We start from the raw sequence: 17,137 nt of genomic DNA, 5'->3' as shown, positions 1-17,137 counted from the left end.
TCTCCTAAAATATGATATTTCTCATATAAAATATTCTTATTTCATTTTATCATACTTATATAAAATAATTAATTACAAGACGAGAAAACTAATCCACAACGTCTTATGTTAATTGTAGTAAAAAATATTAAGAAAGGAAACGTATAATGAATTTTTACTATAGATATCAAATTTAAGAATCAAACTTATCAATGGAATATAGATGTATCATTGAGAAATTATAATCGTAACACTACACTAGAAATTAGATACATTTTTCTGGAAGCAGGCATATGAAATTGAGCTGTGATGGTTATTAGTGGAAGGTTGTTCCATTTTCTGCTTGTCATAAATTTACTTTAGGAACATGCAGAAATGAGTGCAACCTTCCACTTAGAATCCATCCAGCGAAAATTTCATTAGTCCTGTGGAAGATAAATGTATCTGGTTTCGGTAATTGTTACATAAGTCTAATTCTTGGTTTGAATATCTATATATCTTATTGATAACTAACCTTTTAAATTTAGAGATTGGAACTTTTCTAAACTCACTAAATTTATTATTTTTTATAATATATGCTCATTATACGAGGTGAATAAAATGAAGGTTCAATATATAAAAAAAGCTTTATCCTCAATAGCATTGTTTTTAATGCTTGGCTTAGGAATTTCTTTGCAAATCAAGGCTGAAATTGGTCAAAGTATGCTTAATGCTTTTGCCTTGCTGATAGCTGACCTTTTAAATTTAGAAATTGGTACTTTTCTAAACTTATTAAATTTATTATTTTTCATAATCTATCTTATTATTAGAAAAGCTTCTCTAAATCGCTATGATATTATTCAAATAATAGCTACAATAGTAAATGGTTATATTATCAATTTATTTGTTTATTCTATTTTAAATAATTTAGTAATAGAAGCTTATTTCTTTAAATTAGTTATATTTATGCTTGGGCTTGGCTTAGCTTCAATTAGCTTAGGTGCAATTCTTTCTATGGAAATCATCAAGTTTCCTCTCGAAAGTTTATGCCTGGTGTTAGGTCAAAAGCTTGGATGCAGCTTAACAGTAATAAGAATGAGGTTTGATATTTTCTTTATGCTTGCCACACTAGTACTAACTCTAATAACTAGCCATGCTCTTTATATAAGAGAAGGCACTATAATAAGTTTTTTGCTACTTTCCCGTTTAATGGGTTTATCATATTATTATCATAAAAAACGTATATAGAAGGAGACAATATTATGTATGATATTATTTTAATGGACTTAGACAACACTATTTTAGATTTTAATGTTGCTGAAAAAGATAGCTTCAAAGAAGTCATTAAAGAGACAGACCTAACCTACACAGAGGAGTTATTACAACAATACAAAAAAATAAATCAAGCTTTATGGCACAAACTTGAGCAAGGCAAAATTTCTAAAGAAACTGTTCTTAATACCCGCTTTAGTGAGTTTTTTAAGCTTTATGATCTCCAAGTCGATGGTGAAGCTGTAGAAAAAAAGTACAGGCTCTATCTTGACAATTCCTCTGCTCTTATTCCTAATGCAGAAGATACCTTAATAAAACTAAGAGCAATGGGTAAAAAAATATATTCAGCTTCAAATGGTGTATATTCAACCCAAATAAAACGCTTATCAAAGGCTGGCATAATAAACTTATTTGATGGACATTTTATCTCTGAAACAATAAAACATGAAAAGCCGTCACCGTATTTCTTTGACTTTTGTGTAAAAACTCTGGCTGGAGTTCCTAAAAGTTCAATACTAATGGTTGGGGATAGCCCTACTTCTGATGTGCAAGGAGCAATTAACAGCGGAATTGACTCTTGCTTTTATAAATATGATAAAACTACTATATGTACATATTCCAAACATACCATATGTGATATTTCAGAGCTTTTAGATATAGTATAAAGAAAAATGCGTTGATTAAAGAACTTCAATTCTATAAATCAACGCATTAAATAATGGCTATGTTAAATAATAATGTTCATAAAAATTTTTAGGGGACGTATTAACTTCCTTTAATTTATATTTAAAAGTGTTGTTTTTTAACCTATTTTTTCTACTGTATCATCTAAAACTAGTATTGCTTGATCATTATTTAATCGTGTTACTTTGCAATTGTACTCTAGTTCAAATTCAAAAATCCTTTTTTCTAAATCAGGATTAAGTCCACAATGTTCCTTATAATGTGGATAGATTCGTATATCAATTGCATTTAATGCACTCAAATCTGCAACTCCAAAGGTATTATCTTCTGGATAAATATAATTACACATCTCATTATCTGGGCCTAATGCAATAGAACCTGCACTTAAACCTACTACAATTTTATCATCGTTTATTAATTCATTTAGAATTATATCTGCTCCACTCTTTTTTAAATGGTATATCAAATAGAAAGGATAACCACCATTAAGGAATATTACATCATACTTTTTTAACTTCAAGATATCCTCAAACTCAATATCAATAAATTCAACTTTTTTAAATCCAAGCTCATGAAAGGTATTTTTTACTGAAATCATTTGAGGATGTTTTTCCTTTAGTTTTGGTTGCGAGGTTGATATAATCCCAACCTTTAAATCCTTGAAGTCTTTAGGTACTAATTTAAAAAATGCATTTCGTATTTCCTCTGAACACAAACCATATGCAGTTAACAATAATTTTCTCATTACAACCCACCCCAAATCTTAATTTTATTTACTATAATTCTCTTGATGCCAAACTATCTCTAGCTCTTTCTATTGCCTTGTGTAGTTTTTCCTGAAATAATTCCTTAGGTGGTAATTGAGTTAAATATTGCCCAACATGTATTCCACTTTTATCTACCTCAAGCAATTCTATTTCTTCTTCATTTTTGCTTGCACATAATATTATAGCAATAGGTGGCTCTTCACCATCATTCATCTCATTCTTTTGAAGCCATCTTAGATACAGTTCTACTTGCCCTTTATGCTCTGGTAAAAATTCTCCTAATTTCAGTTCTATTAAAACAAGTCGTCTTAATTTTCTATGATAAAATAATAAATCAATATAATAATCCTTATTGCCTAAAGTCATCCTTACTTGCCTGCCTAGAAATGCGAAATCTCTTCCCATCTCAAGAATAAATTTCTCCAAATCTGCCAATATGGCATTCTCAATATCCTTTTCTGAATAGGTATCCTGCAATTGTAAAAAATCTAATACATAAGGATCTCTGAAAAATAAATCTGTTGTCATTTTATTTTTATCATTTAGCTGCTTTAAGTCATTCCTAATTGTTAATTCTGGCTTTTTAGATATAGCAGTTCTTTTAAGTGACATTCTAAAGCTTGTCTTTAGTATCTGGAACTTACACCTATGAATGAATATGAATAGGTGCTTCCTTTAAAATAGAATTTATTCTATCAGTTAAAGTTCTTACACTCCAATGCTCATTAATGCACATTGGAGTATAGAAATCTCTTTTTAAATCATCATCAATTGTTATCAGCTTTAACAAATGTGACCAAGTCAATTTTACAGACAGTGTCTGTAAAATTTCAGACTCTTGAATTGTGTCATATAATCTGACCATATTAAATAAATTAGCCTGGCTATAGCCTTTCCCATATTCATTAGTTAATTCCTTACTTAAATCACTAATAACCGATTTCCCATACTCAGCCTTTTCACTTTGCAATATTTCAGTTTTAATAATTTTACCTATATTCCAATATAAAATTACCATTTCAGAATTTACTGCCATAACTACATTTTTCTTGCTATTATCAATTACATTAACTATCTCTTTATATAAAAGCTTTATATTTTCATTATTCATAAGATTGCTCATTATATTATCACGTCCTTTGTTTAATTATATTATATATAATTTTATTCTTCCATAAATCATGCCTAAAGTCTTCCCAAAAATGCATTTAATATATACATTGTGAATTTACTGTATTCATTTTCCACTCTCATTAGCTCTAAAACCATTTGGAGTAAAACAATCACTATACATCTTTCCATCCTCTCCAAAAGCATAGCACCCACCATCAATCCACAAACACAAACTCTTCTCCTTACTACTTATAGCCATCTTGTAATCATCATCTAAGATTAATTTATGTTTTTGAATCATACTTTTTCTCATCCTTTTTTAATCTACTTTTTCTATAAATAAAAAGAATGATCTACTAAGGTGAATAGACCATTCTTTAAACTGGATATTTATTTTTAACAAGGGGAAAATAATGTTTAACTATCTTATAAATTTATGATACATAATATTCATGTCAGTGCTGTGACAATCATTAATTTTCTTAAGCATACATCTTTATACTAGTATTACGACATAAAACATTATTGACACTTTAATTATCAGTAGGATGCATATTCTAATTATTAAAATAAAATACTAATATAATGGAGGTGTTCTTATGAAAATAGAGAGATTTTTAGTGTTTTTTCTAATTTATATATTTTTATTTGTTAAAACGCCACAAGCACAGCCAATCCCTATTTCTACTACTTATACACAAGGTATACATAGTATCACTCAATATAGTGGAAAATATATTACAGCTAAACTAATAACTCCTGATAAAACTCTTAGTGTAGTAGTAATTGATTCTAAAGGTAATCAGAAAATATTTTTACGTTTTTTGAACCTAAACGAAACCGTAAAATTGGGACCTGTCCAAGAAGGCGATATTCTAATAATAATTGGTGCTGGAGAAGTATCTTTTTCTCCATTTTAATCTAATATATTTAGTTCTCCCATAAGCACTATACCCAAAATCATTCTCTTATATAAATAAATCTACTTTTTCAACTGTATATAAACACTCAATTGCTAAAACAAATGCCTACTAGCAAACCCAACCACAAATTTAAATAATAGCTGACAATCAAACATGATTGTCAATGTATAAACTCGATCACAACTTCACTTAGGAAACATAGACAATTACACTGAACAAAAACTTGTATCTTATATTACAACATCTATTTGTTAAGATCTTGAAAGTTACCGTAAAAACCTATAACCAATTTTATATATTGCACTTAACCATAACCTTAGGTGCAATTTTTCATTCTTTATTTAATTACTATATACTTTCTACAATATACGAGTTAACTGTGGCAGAACTTGATCAATCTATTCTCTAATTGTGCAAGAACCATTGGCCATGCTTGCTCATGCCCATTCTTTGACTCTTCATCTAGAAACCCTGCATGAGTTAATCGTAATACAGTTCCATCCTCTATTTCCTTCAATTCTACAGTCACAATTGTTTCAGCACCTTTAGTTCCACCAGCGCCAGTTATCCATGTAAGTTCAACCAATTTGTCAGGCACAAGTCTGAGAAAACGCCCATAGTGTGGATAGCGATTCCCTTCAAAAGCCGTTTCAAAGAAAAAAGCAGTGTTGACTTCTCCTTTCATCAAGACTGAACCTGGTTCTGCAAACCAGAGATCAAACTGTTCAGTCCAAGCCCTGTACAAAATGCTTGGTGAAAATGGCATTGTCCTCTCTACAAAAAGACTAAATGGTCTTAATGACAAATCCGGAACACAAATTGGCATTGTTTGTTTCCCAAATAACTTTTTCTTCATACATACGCTATTTGTATTTCCTTTGTACGGCTCAAAATTTTCTATTATATCATAGCCAGTATTTTTATACAGATTAATTGCTTCATGCTGTTTTATTCCTGTTTCTAACAGAGCATATTTATACCCTTTGTCTCTTCCTAATTTCTCCAATTCACTAATTATTAATTTGGATAATCCTTGACGTCTGTATTCTTTTTTTACAAATATTCGTTTTAATTCTATGTCCTCAATATTGTGCTCCTTGAAGGCTCCACATGCAACAGGTATTTCATCTTTATAAATAATTATCACATCATTTATATAGTCAGCTTTGTTATGCTTATTATACTGCTTTTGTAGTTCCCCATATCGTTCATCAAGGTCATCATCTAACAGTTTTATAAGTTTTATAAAATCAATATTAGTACCAGTTGTTTTCAATATTTTTAAACCCATTTTATCCTACCTCAATTAATAATTTACGTCATCATAATCTAACTACGTTACTTCAATTATAGCATGTATTGTTAATAAATATCATATTGCTAAATTTTTAAGAATATCTTTTATTTATTACATCTACTCTAAACATTCTTCACAAAAAAATTCTTTTGTATTCTAAAAACACAGAACAATTCATACTTTCCGCCAGTTACAAAACCAGAAAACAGCTTCTAATAATTTATAAAATATCCATTTGTTCTAATTATGTAACAATATTAAAAGGTACCTGCATTTTGCAAGTACCTTTCATAAGCTTTATATTAAATTATCTTTCAAAAAATCAATTTATGCTATTACAGTTGCAGGTATTTTAATTGTTACTGTTCCTGCTGGTGGAATATCTCCAACATTAACTATAATATTTTTTGATGTTGAACTAGAATCAACACTGCCTTGAGTAGTTGTTACTCCACTAACATTAAAATTAATATGATTTGGTGCCGGATCATTTACTACTACCGCTTTAGCTGTTTTTGTACCAGTGTTAGTAATTACAAGAGTATATGTAAAATTGTCTCCTATCCATACCTCTTTTACATCTGCTGTTTTTACTACGCTCAAGGTAGTATCAGCTGATCCATGAAATATAATTGTAACGTCTCCACCAGGATTATTAGTATTATCACCTGTCCAAAGTTTCCTTCTGTTATATTCATTGTTTTTTTATCAAATGTAATTGACATATTTTTATCTCCAAGAATATATCCGTCTGGATCTATATCTACATCATCTAAAACAAATGCTCTTTTTAAATTACTTTCTGGATTATAAATCACAATTTTATGCAACTTTTTTCTAGTCCTGTTTTTTCATAGTACAAATAATGTTGAGCTGTATTAGCTCCATTAGAGAATGAACAAATTTCAGGTTTATTCCCATCAATAGTTATTGTACTATCTGTTGTTCGATTAAAAAAAATACCGTCATTCCTTTGAATAATACGGTATTTTAAATATTTTATATTAACTTTTAAATATCTTACTTATGCTCTCTATTTACTATCTGTAGAGGCAAAATAAGTTCCAACTATCATAATTAACAATGCAATAACAAATGAAGTTGTAGGAACTTGAAGAAAAATAATAAATGAAAGGCCTGCTGCAATAAATGGAGCTATAGCATAATATGCACTTGTTTTGGCCGCTCCAAGTTCTCTTTGTGCACGCACATAAAAAAATATACTTAATCCATATGAAACAAATCCTAATATAAGTGTAGCAATAATATAAGCAATATTATTAGTGTTCTCTTTAATAATAAATGATATTATTAGCGCCCCAAAACCTGAACCTAACCCTTTAATTGTTACTACCTGTAGCGGGTCTTTTACTGATAACACTCTCGTACAATTATTTTCAATTCCCCAACAAGCACAGGCAAATAAAATAAAAATAGAACCAATCGAAAATGCAAAACCACTTATATCTTCTACTGAAAGAATTATGCTTGAAACAGTAATCAAAGTAATTGCAATCCATAATCTTTTATTAATTTTCTCATTAAAAAAGAAAAATGCAAGTAAAGAAGTCGCAACAATTTCAAAATTATTAAGTAATGATGCATTTGCTGATGTAGTCATAGTTAACCCTACCATCATAAAAATAACTGATGCTATATTTACAACTACCATCCAAATAGTAGCAGGCAATTCTTTCTTTGTTAGTCTCATTTCACTTTTTACGTCCTCAGTCTTATAACAATACAAATATATTATAGATATTCCAAAACCTGCTCCTAAATATAAAAGCGCCCCCATAATTGTTGGAGGAATTTTTTTCAAAAGTATTTGGGAAACTGGTAAACTAATTGCATATAAAACTGCTGATAAAATTGCCCAAAATATAGCAATGTTATGTTTTGATTTCAAAATAAAATTCCTCCTAATTTATTTAATAAATTTATCAATTGCAAAAGATAAATCATCTAAAACTTTTTTATTGCCAGTTTCTATAGCATCCACTACACAATGATTGATATGGTCGTGCAAAATTATTTTTCCTATGTTATTTACTGCTGATTTTACCGCAGAAATTTGAATTAGTACTTCACTACAGTCCCTTCCATCCTCCACCATTTTTTTAACAGATTCTAAATGTCCTATAGCTCTTGAAAGCCTATTAATAACTGCTTTTGTATTTTCATGTTCATGTTGTTCAGCCACCATTATACCTCCTTTTATATCCCCCCTCCAGGGATATAAAAATAATAACACAGTATAAAATATTTTTCAATTAAGCAACAAACAAAATCTGATTCTATTTGTTTTTTATATTTATAAATACCGTAATATTCAATTTACAAAGATCAATTCATCATTATTATGTCAATCATTTTACTATTTCATATACTGGTGGTATACTTACACCATTTTCAGCTTGTTTATATAAATTAATGTTCCATCTGCATCCTACTATTATAGTATAGTTAATCTGGAAATGTTGGCGGTACCTCTATTGTCCTTTGCCAACTGAATATTCATCATCTAAGCCATATTTTTCAAAAATTTTATCGATAACTTTAAAATTTTTCATATTATTAATTAGTTTATTTAATTCATTTAATAAACTAATATCACTTTTTCTTACTGCTATTGCTACAAATTTAGGGTATTCTGGTGTATATGGCTTTATTATTTTTAAATATAGATTATCTCTACGTATTGTATAATCTGTAACAGTGGAGTCTGCTATTGCAGCAGCTATTTTCCCTGTATTTACCGCTGATAACAATTGGGAAATACTATCAAAAAGTATATAATCTTTTATTTTGCCTTCTCTTTTCCAATCTTCTGCATAATTTACATGAACTGTTCCTCTTTGCACTCCAACAACTACATTCTTTAAATCTTCTTTAAAATTGATTGATGAAACTTTAGGTGTGACGATAACCTCTGAACTTTTAGATAATGGTTCAGTAAAACTTACTAATTTTTTACGTTCATCTATAATGGTAAGTCCAGTAACTATTACATCTATGCTATCATCAGTATTTAAGGTTTCAACTAAATCTGAAAATGGGACTACTTTGAATTCTGTTTTAACACCTAATTGTTCTGCAATGTTATTTATTATATCTATATATATTCCAGTTTCCTTATTAGTTTTGGTATCTAGAAAAGAAAATGGAGGAAGATCAGTTGTTAAAACAGTTACTCCCCCTTTTTCTTTTATATTTTCCAGTCTATCTTTGTTTGAGGCATTATTTTGGATTGGGTTGTTAGTGATTTCAGCACTACATATTTTACCTAATCCAATACAATGTGTAATCAGAAGTGCTAAAATTATTATTTTTCTATAATTTTTTTTCATAAATAATATCCTCCCAAATCATTACCCTGTTGAAAAGTATTAAAGCATTATTTAACCCAAAATTGTTCTATAGCATTATTTTAAGAAGATTTTTGATAAAAATACCTATAATATATTTTTTTAGAATTGCGTATAAAAAAAATCGCAAATTCAATTCTTGAATAATGCGATTTTACAATCCTAAAATGAAAAGTTAAATTCCGTATGTAAGAGTAAATTCTGTGTAAATAGAATTCAGTTCTGTACGTATTTATTATGAAATATATACAGATTTGTTTAGGCTAAAACACTTCTTTTTCCTATTGCGACTAATATTGAAAGACACTTACATTTCTGCAAGTGTCTTATATTAAACATATTAATTTTTCAATTAAAGAATTACAGTTGCAGGTACTTTAATTGTTACTGTTCCTGCTGGTGGAATATCTCCAACATTAACTATAATGTTTTTTGAGGTTGAACTTGAATCAACACTGCCTTGAGTAGTTGTTACTCCACTAACATTAAAGTCAATATGATTTGGTGCTGGATCATTTACAACTACAGCTTTAGCTGTCTTTGTCCCGGTATTAGTTATTACAAGAGTATATGTAAAATTATCTCCTATCCACACCTCTTTTACATCTGCTGTTTTTACTACACTCAAGGTAGTATCAGCTGATCCATGAAATATAATTGTAACATCTCCACCAGCATTATTTGTATTATAACCTTTTGCATGTGCTATATTTACTATCTTATCTGTATCTGTTGGATCTGGATTAGGATTTGGATCAGTTCCGTTTGGTGTTATAGTTACAACACAGGTTGCTGTTAAGCCATCAGCAGTTGTTGCTGTAATCGTTGCTTGTCCTTCTTTTATTCCTGTAACTTTACCTGTTGAATCTACTGTTGCTACTGAAGGATCACTTGATTTCCATGTCACTTTTGCTCCTGCTGGTGTGGTTGTTGCTGTTAATTGTCCTGAATCCCCTTTTGTTAGATTTAGTGTTGATTTATCTAATGTTAAATATTCATCATATGGTAATAACTGACCATTTGAATCTATATCTATTGCATCAAGTGCGAACCAATTATCTTTAGATACTGTATATTTTTTATCAATAGTAATCAGTGATACTTCATGTACCCCTTTAGGTAAATTCAATTCTTCAAAAAAAAGATAAGAACCTTCATAAGAATTAGAGCAATTACTAAAATTTCCATAATCCTTATCATCAATTTTAACATCCGCACCAGAATTATCATTAGCTGTCCAAGTTAATATTCTTAATTTTTCTCCATAGAATTTAAATTTAAGTGCTTTTCCTACCGTTTTATTATTATGAGTATAAGCTCCTTTATATACATTAGGTCCATTATTATAGCTGCTCCACCCACTACCATAGACTATTTTATTATTTGCATCATCATACCTCTTCCAACCTTTTTCAGGATCTTTTAATATAGATCCAACTTTAGCACTATTTTCTGTAGTATTGTTTAAATTTGCAATTCCAATAACTCCATCATCACTAGCAAAGGCACTGACAGAAAATCCTATCGTTAATACCAAAGACATAACAAACATAATCACAAACTTTTTAAAGTAATTTTTCATTTATCATTCTCTCCCTTATTTTCAATAATAAATGAACGCGCGTTCCTTATATTTATTTTAATTGTTATTCCAATATAATCCAACAATAATCGTAATACAAATTCCCTTATATCTAAGAATTTTAGTAAATTTTTACATAAGCTATTATCCATATTTATACTATTTTCTTTAAACTGATAACAAAAAAGGACTTTATTATTTGTTCATAAATCAAATTTATCTTTTAGTTAATTAAAACATATTTACAAACATTGTATTTTATGAGAATCTAACAATACACTTTTCCTTCATTTAAAATATTATTCTTATCAAATACAGCTTTTAACCCTTTCATATATCGCAATTCTTTTTCTCCAGTAACATTCTTAAAAAATTCTTTTTTACTTAATCCTATTCCATGTTCACCTGATGGCAGACCATTGAGTTCATGGCTTTTTATATATAATTCATAGGCCAAATCATAGGATTTCTTCTTCCAATTCACTTTTTCCATGCCGTTTCTTATTATACTCACATGAGTGTTTCCATCTCCAGCATGTCCAAAATAAATAACTTGTAAGTCATGCTTGTCCCCACTTTTATTGGTGAATTCAACAAACTCTGATGTTTTGTTTATAGGTACAACTATATCTATAGGCAGTTGTTCATTAAATTCCATTACTGAACTTGCTAGCGCACCTCTTATTTTCCAAGTATCTATAGCTTCATTTTCATTTAGAACCTTAAAATCTAACGCTCCACTATTTATTGCTGCTTCTTTTGCATTGGTGTAATTTAAAATTATTTCTTTTTCTTCACCATCAAATGTAAGAATCAAGTAAGCATTTCCTATATTGGAAGGTAATTTTAGATTTAAGTATTTCTCTGAATTTTCCACTATATTTCTTTCCATAAATTCTATTGCAGTTGGATTTGCATTTAATTTTATTATTTTGCTTACACTTTTTATAGCATCTTCTAGCTTTTCAAATGATATCAATATATTAACTGTATTTTTAGGTTTTGGTATAAGCTTTAAGGTAGCTTTAGTTATAATCCCTAAAGTGCCTTCAGATCCTACAACTAAATCCTTTAAATCCAATCCCGAACTATTTTTAATAGTTTTACTTCCAACAGTTATTGTTTCACCATTTCCTGTAACTATTTCTAGTTCACGTACATAATCGCGGGTTACTCCGTATTTTACTGCTCTCATCCCACCAGCATTAGTGCTTATATTGCCTCCAATAGTTGAAGCTTTTTCACCTGGATCTGGAGGATAAAACAAGCCTCTTTCTTCTACATATACTTGAACATCCTGTAATAAGACTCCTGGCTCTACAGTTATATTAAAGTTTTCTTCATCTAATTCTAATATATTATTCATTTTTGATAAATCTAAAACTATTCCTTTTTTATTAGGTATTGTTGCCCCAGTAAGACAGGTTCCAGCTCCCCTAGGTGTAATTGGTATTAAATTTTCATTGGCAAACTTTATTATATTACTGATTTCCTCCCCATTCTCTACAAAAACCAAAACATCAGCTTCCCCATAATCTAAATTAAGTCCATCCGTTAAATATTTTTTATCTATTTCTTCTCCAAAGATAATTCTTTCTGTATCCTTAATTATATTTCTTAATAAATCATATTTCATTTTTCTGCCCCCTTAATGCTTTGAAACTAATAAAAATAATAATTCTATTTTCTAGATAACTTTGTAGCCAAAGCATCTCCAGTTATTTGAATTGCTTGTACTAAAACCAATAAAATAAGAACCGTTACAATCATTACCCCAGTTTCATATCTGTAATATCCATATCTTATTGCTAAATCACCTATTCCTCCGCCGCCAACAATTCCTGCCATAGCTGAATACCCAATTAAGCTTACTAAATTTACTGTAATTGCCCTTATTAAACTTGGAAAAGCTTCTACTATTAATACATCAAACAAAATAAGGCGTAAACTTGCACCAGATGAAATTGCTGCTTCTATTACCCCACTATCAACTTCATTAAAAGCTCCCTCTGACAATCTAGCAAAAAATGCAATTGCTGCAATAGTAATAGGAACTGTTGCTGCTTCTGGTCCAATATTAGAACCAACTATTATTTTAGTAATTGGAAGTAATAAAACCAATAATATTATAAACGGAAGTGAACGAATTATATTTATAACAAATCCTGCAAATGAATTAGCTAAATTATTTTTAAAAAATAATTTATTAGATGTTAAATATAATATAAGACCTAAAGCTCCTCCAACAATTAATGATATAATCATTGCTGTTCCTATCATTTTTCCCGAATCTAAAGCCGCTTGACCAAGTTCACTTTTTAATATTTCAATTGTAGAATCCATTTGCTAAATCACCTCCAAATATTCATTAACAATTCTTTCTGTTTTAATAACATTTTCCTTAATATATACCTTTGCTTTAGCTATTTCATCTTTATGTCCAGTTATACTTATTATTAATATCCCAATTGGCTTTCCATCAATATAATCAATTTTTCCATGAATAATGCTAATGTCTACATCAAAATTCTTAGCTGCATCAGAAATAATTGGCTTTAAACTATTATCCCCTTTATAGTAAACTTTAATTATTTCCCCTTCATTTATAGACTTAATAATTTCTTTTGGCAAATCTAAATTGGAATTTCTACTTATTAATGATTTAGTAACTTCATGCTTAGGATCTGAAAAAATTGAATATATATCATTTACTTCAACTATTTCCCCATTACTCATTACTGCAACTCTGTTGAATAATTTCTTTGCAACCTCCATTTCATGAGTTATAAACACTATTGTAATTCCAGTCTTATCTTTTATATTCTTTAAAAGGTTTAATATTTCCTCAGTATTTTCCAAATCCAATGCTGATGTTGCTTCATCACAAAGCAGTATTTCTGGATTATTTGCAATAGCTCTTGCAATTCCAACCCGTTGTTTTTGCCCACCACTTAAATTTGAAGGATATACATCTGCCTTATCCTTTAGATTTACAAGTTCTAATAATTCATAAATCCTATCCCTTCTTTTTTCTTCTTCATAATTATTTGCTTTCAGAACAAATTCTATATTCTCATAAATTGTTTTCCCACCAATTAAATTAAAGTGTTGAAATATCATACCTATTTTAAGTCTCGTTTTTCTAAGTTCTGTCCTATTTAATTTAGTAATATCTTTTCCATTAATAAAAACTTGTCCAGACGAAGGTTTTTGTAGTAAATTTATAACCCTAACCAAAGTACTTTTTCCTGCTCCACTTAAGCCTACAATTCCAAAAACTTCACCTTTATTTATCGTTAAATTCACATTATTCACTGCACGAACTAAATTTCCTTTTAACTTGAATTCAACATTAACATCTTTTAATACAATCATTATTTTCACCACCTTCTAAATTTTATAAATATATAAGTTCTAATTAAGATTTTACATCTCACATCAAAAAATCCGTAAGGGCTTTCGTAGCTAATGACAATTGAACATTGATAATTGGAACTTATATTAATGACCATTTTAATATTTCTTGTGATCTTTAAATACGTATTATTATTTTAATGAATGAAAATATATATCTAATTATATATAGATATACATTTTAAGAATCAAACTTATAAATGTAATATGCATGCATCATTGAGAAATTATAATCATAACACTACACTAGAAATTATATACATTTTTCTGGAAGCAGGCATGTGAAATTGAGCTGATGATGGTTCTTAAGCAGAGAACCCAAATCTGTGATTTGGTGTGAATCGCTTACTCAGCGAACGAACGTGAGTCGAGTTTCCTCTATGGCTTGTTTCATTTTCAGCTTGTCCAAAAGTGAATGTCCAAATTTTATATTTGGAAACATGAACTTTCTCCTTGGGGATTTTATATCTGGAACACGCTGAAATGACGACAAGCTGCCATTTAGAACCTTCCAGCGAAAATTTCACTAGTCCTGTGGAAGATAAATGTATCTGATTTCGGTAAGTTTCGCATAAGTCTAATTCTCGCGTTGGATATCTATATTTTCATTCACAACTTATTGTTTTAAATTATTTCCACCAATCCGGTTTACTGAATTCTTTAAATTTCCCATTTTCAATAGCATCTTTAAATTCCTTAGATTGTACAGCCTCTTTCAAATCTTTTCCAAGATCTTTATCTAAATCTTCTGTTCTAACTGCAACAACATTTTTATAATTTTCTGCTAATTTTTCAACAGCTACTGCTTTTGAATAATCAAGCTTAGACGCAAATGCAAAATTTCCTGGAACTACTGCTAAATCAACACTGTCAATACTTCTAGCAAGTTGTGCACCTTCAATTGGTGTGAATTTAATATTCTTAGGATTTTCTGCAACATCTTTTTCAGTAGCCTTAGTTTCATCAATGTTTTCTTTTAACTTAATAATTCCATTTTCCTTTAATAATTTTAATGCTCTTGCTAAATTTGAAGCATCATTTGGTATCGCTATTTTAGCACCATCTTTTAATTGATCTAATGACTTTATGGTATTTGAGAACACTCCCATTGAAAGAGTTGGTACAACTATTACTGGTGAAATTTTCAAATTATTATCTGAACTAAATTTCTTTAAATATTCTGTGTGTTGAAATAAATTTGCATCTATTTCTTTATTATCTAAGGCTTTATCTGGCTGAATATAATCACTAAATTCCTTAGTCGAAACTGTATATCCTTTAGCTTTTAAGGCTGGTGCTAACGCCTCCTTGACCATATCCCCATAAGGTCCTGGGCATACACCAATTACAATATTTTTATTCCCCACTTCTTTACTATCTGTTTTTGCACTTTCTTTACTGCTTCCGCAGGCAACCAAGCTTGCTCCTATTGTTCCTATAATCACTAGTGCTGCTAATTTCTTTAAAATCTTCATCTTTTATTCCCTCCAAAATTTATTGTTTTTGTATTTATTGCTAATGCTTTTAACTTTATCTTGCTTTAATTAATTTAGTTATTTCTATATTCCCTAAGTTTTTCAAGTCTCTTAAGAGCTTCTTTTAAGGTTTCTTCTTTCTTTGCAAAATGAAATCTTATATAACTATTTACTTTTTCTTTGAAAAAACTTGAACCTGGTACTGCTGCTACTCCAATTTCTTTAGCTAACCATTTACAGAATTCATAATCATCATCATATCCAAATTCAGATATATCAACCATTACATAGTATGCACCTTGAGGCTCGTAATACTTAAGCCCTATTTCGTCTAATCCATCCAAAAAATAATTTTTTTCTTTTTTTTTCTATAAATTTTACTCAATTCTTCATAATATTCATCATCAAATTCCAAGCCTTTAATTGCTGCCTCTTGAAGAGGTGCTGCTGCTCCTACAGTTAAGAAATCATGAACTTTTTTACAATTTTCTATTACCTCTTTGCTTGCAATAATATATCCAAGTCTCCATCCTGTAATTGAATATGTTTTTGATAATGAACTGCATGAAATTGTTCTTTCAAACATTCCATCTAAAGCTGCTAAATAAGTGTGTTTATGAGGCTTAAAAATTATATGCTCATAAACCTCATCAGTAATTACAAAAGTATCATATTCTTTTGCAAGGCTTCCTATATATAGCAGCTCTTCTTCGGTAAATACTTTGCCTGTAGGATTTGACGGATTGCAAAGAATAAGTGCTTTTGGATTTTGCTTAAATGCATTTTTCAATTCCTCTTTATCAAAGTTAAAAGCTGGCGGCTTTAATTCAACATAGATAGGCTGAGATCCAGATAAAATTGTATCTGCTGTATAATTTTCATAAAATGGCGAAAAAACAATTACTTTATCTCCCGGATTACAAACACTCATCATCGCACAAATCATAGCTTCAGTACTTCCACAGGTTACTAACACATTTTCATCTGGATTTATTTTAATTCCCATAAATCTCTCTTGCTTTAATGCTAGCTTTTCTCTAAAATTTTGTGCTCCCCAAGTCACCGAATACTGATGTGGACCTTTTTCTGAAACTTCTTTTAATTGATTAAGTATCTCTTTAGGTGGATCAAAATCCGGGAAACCTTGTGAAAGATTTATTGCTCCATATTTATTAGCTATTCTAGTCATTTTTCTTATTATAGATTCAGAAAACCAATCTAATCTATTACTTAATTTTGACATATTTATACCCCCAATATATTTAAATTATAAGCTTATAATTC

Annotated in this window: 17 protein-coding genes and 2 pseudogenes; 3 read left to right on the top strand and 16 right to left on the bottom strand. The window is 29.4% G+C overall.

The annotated features are described in order from the left end of the window. The first annotated feature begins 579 nt into the window (after positions 1 to 579). Positions 580 to 1,206 carry a DUF6198 family protein gene (locus tag CSPA_RS09545; protein WP_015392042.1) on the top strand — a complete coding sequence of 209 codons (627 nt, stop codon included), beginning with the start codon at positions 580 to 582 and terminating at the stop codon, positions 1,204 to 1,206. Between the two features lie 14 nt (positions 1,207 to 1,220). Next, the gene (locus CSPA_RS09540; protein WP_015392041.1) at positions 1,221 to 1,895 is read left to right on the top strand and encodes a YjjG family noncanonical pyrimidine nucleotidase; all 675 of its coding nucleotides are present in this window, start codon (positions 1,221 to 1,223) and stop codon (positions 1,893 to 1,895) included. A gap of 137 nt (positions 1,896 to 2,032) precedes the next feature. Here the strand turns inward: CSPA_RS09540 and CSPA_RS09535 are convergent, their stop codons facing one another. The 4 genes from CSPA_RS09535 to CSPA_RS30045 all read right to left on the bottom strand — a co-directional run bounded on the left by CSPA_RS09535 (position 2,033) and on the right by CSPA_RS30045 (position 4,095). Next, on the bottom strand, positions 2,033 to 2,659 hold the full coding sequence (locus CSPA_RS09535) for a Type 1 glutamine amidotransferase-like domain-containing protein (protein WP_015392040.1): 627 nt from the start codon (positions 2,657 to 2,659) through the stop codon (positions 2,033 to 2,035). A gap of 31 nt (positions 2,660 to 2,690) precedes the next feature. Then, positions 2,691 to 3,293, bottom strand: coding sequence for a PDDEXK nuclease domain-containing protein (locus CSPA_RS09530; RefSeq protein ID WP_015392039.1), 603 nt, complete (start codon positions 3,291 to 3,293; stop codon positions 2,691 to 2,693). A gap of 34 nt (positions 3,294 to 3,327) precedes the next feature. After that, the gene (locus CSPA_RS09525; RefSeq protein ID WP_241393458.1) at positions 3,328 to 3,792 is read right to left on the bottom strand and encodes a DUF1016 N-terminal domain-containing protein; all 465 of its coding nucleotides are present in this window, start codon (positions 3,790 to 3,792) and stop codon (positions 3,328 to 3,330) included. Positions 3,793 to 3,918: 126 nt separating this feature from the next. After that, positions 3,919 to 4,095, bottom strand: coding sequence for a hypothetical protein (locus tag CSPA_RS30045; RefSeq protein WP_015392037.1), 177 nt, complete (start codon positions 4,093 to 4,095; stop codon positions 3,919 to 3,921). 298 nt (positions 4,096 to 4,393) lie between these two features. On the opposite strand from CSPA_RS30045, the gene CSPA_RS09520 reads away from it, so the two are divergent. Continuing rightward, positions 4,394 to 4,714: a hypothetical protein gene (locus tag CSPA_RS09520; RefSeq protein ID WP_015392036.1), complete on the top strand. Its 321-nt coding sequence runs from the start codon at positions 4,394 to 4,396 to the stop codon at positions 4,712 to 4,714. A 376-nt stretch (positions 4,715 to 5,090) separates the two neighbouring features. Here CSPA_RS09520 and CSPA_RS09515 read toward each other — a convergent pair whose 3' ends face one another. The 12 genes and pseudogenes from CSPA_RS09515 to CSPA_RS09460 all read right to left on the bottom strand — a co-directional run bounded on the left by CSPA_RS09515 (position 5,091) and on the right by CSPA_RS09460 (position 17,096). Further along, a complete protein-coding gene (locus tag CSPA_RS09515; protein ID WP_015392035.1) occupies positions 5,091 to 6,008 on the bottom strand; it encodes a GNAT family N-acetyltransferase in 918 nt (305 codons plus the stop codon). Positions 6,009 to 6,341: 333 nt separating this feature from the next. After that, positions 6,342 to 6,683: pseudogene (locus tag CSPA_RS09510) on the bottom strand (DUF7507 domain-containing protein); the annotation flags it as partial. Then, positions 6,614 to 6,832 carry a hypothetical protein gene (locus CSPA_RS09505; RefSeq protein WP_242838578.1) on the bottom strand — a complete coding sequence of 73 codons (219 nt, stop codon included), beginning with the start codon at positions 6,830 to 6,832 and terminating at the stop codon, positions 6,614 to 6,616. The gene CSPA_RS09505 and the pseudogene CSPA_RS09510, both read right to left, overlap by 70 nt. 215 nt (positions 6,833 to 7,047) lie before the next feature. Continuing rightward, the gene (locus tag CSPA_RS09500) at positions 7,048 to 7,923 is read right to left on the bottom strand and encodes a DMT family transporter (protein WP_015392032.1); all 876 of its coding nucleotides are present in this window, start codon (positions 7,921 to 7,923) and stop codon (positions 7,048 to 7,050) included. 18 nt (positions 7,924 to 7,941) lie between these two features. Further along, positions 7,942 to 8,220 carry a metal-sensing transcriptional repressor gene (locus CSPA_RS09495; RefSeq protein ID WP_015392031.1) on the bottom strand — a complete coding sequence of 93 codons (279 nt, stop codon included), beginning with the start codon at positions 8,218 to 8,220 and terminating at the stop codon, positions 7,942 to 7,944. 286 nt (positions 8,221 to 8,506) lie between these two features. Beyond that, the gene (locus CSPA_RS09490; protein WP_015392030.1) at positions 8,507 to 9,364 is read right to left on the bottom strand and encodes an ABC transporter substrate-binding protein; all 858 of its coding nucleotides are present in this window, start codon (positions 9,362 to 9,364) and stop codon (positions 8,507 to 8,509) included. A 370-nt stretch (positions 9,365 to 9,734) separates the two neighbouring features. Further along, the gene (locus CSPA_RS09485; RefSeq protein WP_015392029.1) at positions 9,735 to 10,964 is read right to left on the bottom strand and encodes an Ig-like domain-containing protein; all 1,230 of its coding nucleotides are present in this window, start codon (positions 10,962 to 10,964) and stop codon (positions 9,735 to 9,737) included. A 268-nt stretch (positions 10,965 to 11,232) separates the two neighbouring features. After that, positions 11,233 to 12,600 carry an FAD-binding oxidoreductase gene (locus tag CSPA_RS09480; RefSeq protein WP_015392028.1) on the bottom strand — a complete coding sequence of 456 codons (1,368 nt, stop codon included), beginning with the start codon at positions 12,598 to 12,600 and terminating at the stop codon, positions 11,233 to 11,235. Positions 12,601 to 12,644: 44 nt separating this feature from the next. Then, on the bottom strand, positions 12,645 to 13,307 hold the full coding sequence (locus CSPA_RS09475; RefSeq protein WP_015392027.1) for a methionine ABC transporter permease: 663 nt from the start codon (positions 13,305 to 13,307) through the stop codon (positions 12,645 to 12,647). A gap of 3 nt (positions 13,308 to 13,310) precedes the next feature. Continuing rightward, positions 13,311 to 14,339: a methionine ABC transporter ATP-binding protein gene (locus tag CSPA_RS09470; RefSeq protein ID WP_015392026.1), complete on the bottom strand. Its 1,029-nt coding sequence runs from the start codon at positions 14,337 to 14,339 to the stop codon at positions 13,311 to 13,313. A 668-nt stretch (positions 14,340 to 15,007) separates the two neighbouring features. Next, the gene (locus CSPA_RS09465) at positions 15,008 to 15,853 is read right to left on the bottom strand and encodes a MetQ/NlpA family ABC transporter substrate-binding protein (RefSeq protein ID WP_015392025.1); all 846 of its coding nucleotides are present in this window, start codon (positions 15,851 to 15,853) and stop codon (positions 15,008 to 15,010) included. Positions 15,854 to 15,927: 74 nt separating this feature from the next. After that, positions 15,928 to 17,096 (bottom strand): annotated as a pseudogene (locus CSPA_RS09460) (pyridoxal phosphate-dependent aminotransferase). Positions 17,097 to 17,137 lie beyond the last annotated feature (41 nt).

Source organism: Clostridium saccharoperbutylacetonicum N1-4(HMT) (assembly GCF_000340885.1).
Classification (GTDB): Bacteria; Bacillota; Clostridia; order Clostridiales; family Clostridiaceae; genus Clostridium; species Clostridium saccharoperbutylacetonicum.
This window is presented reverse-complemented; position numbering and strand designations above follow the sequence as displayed.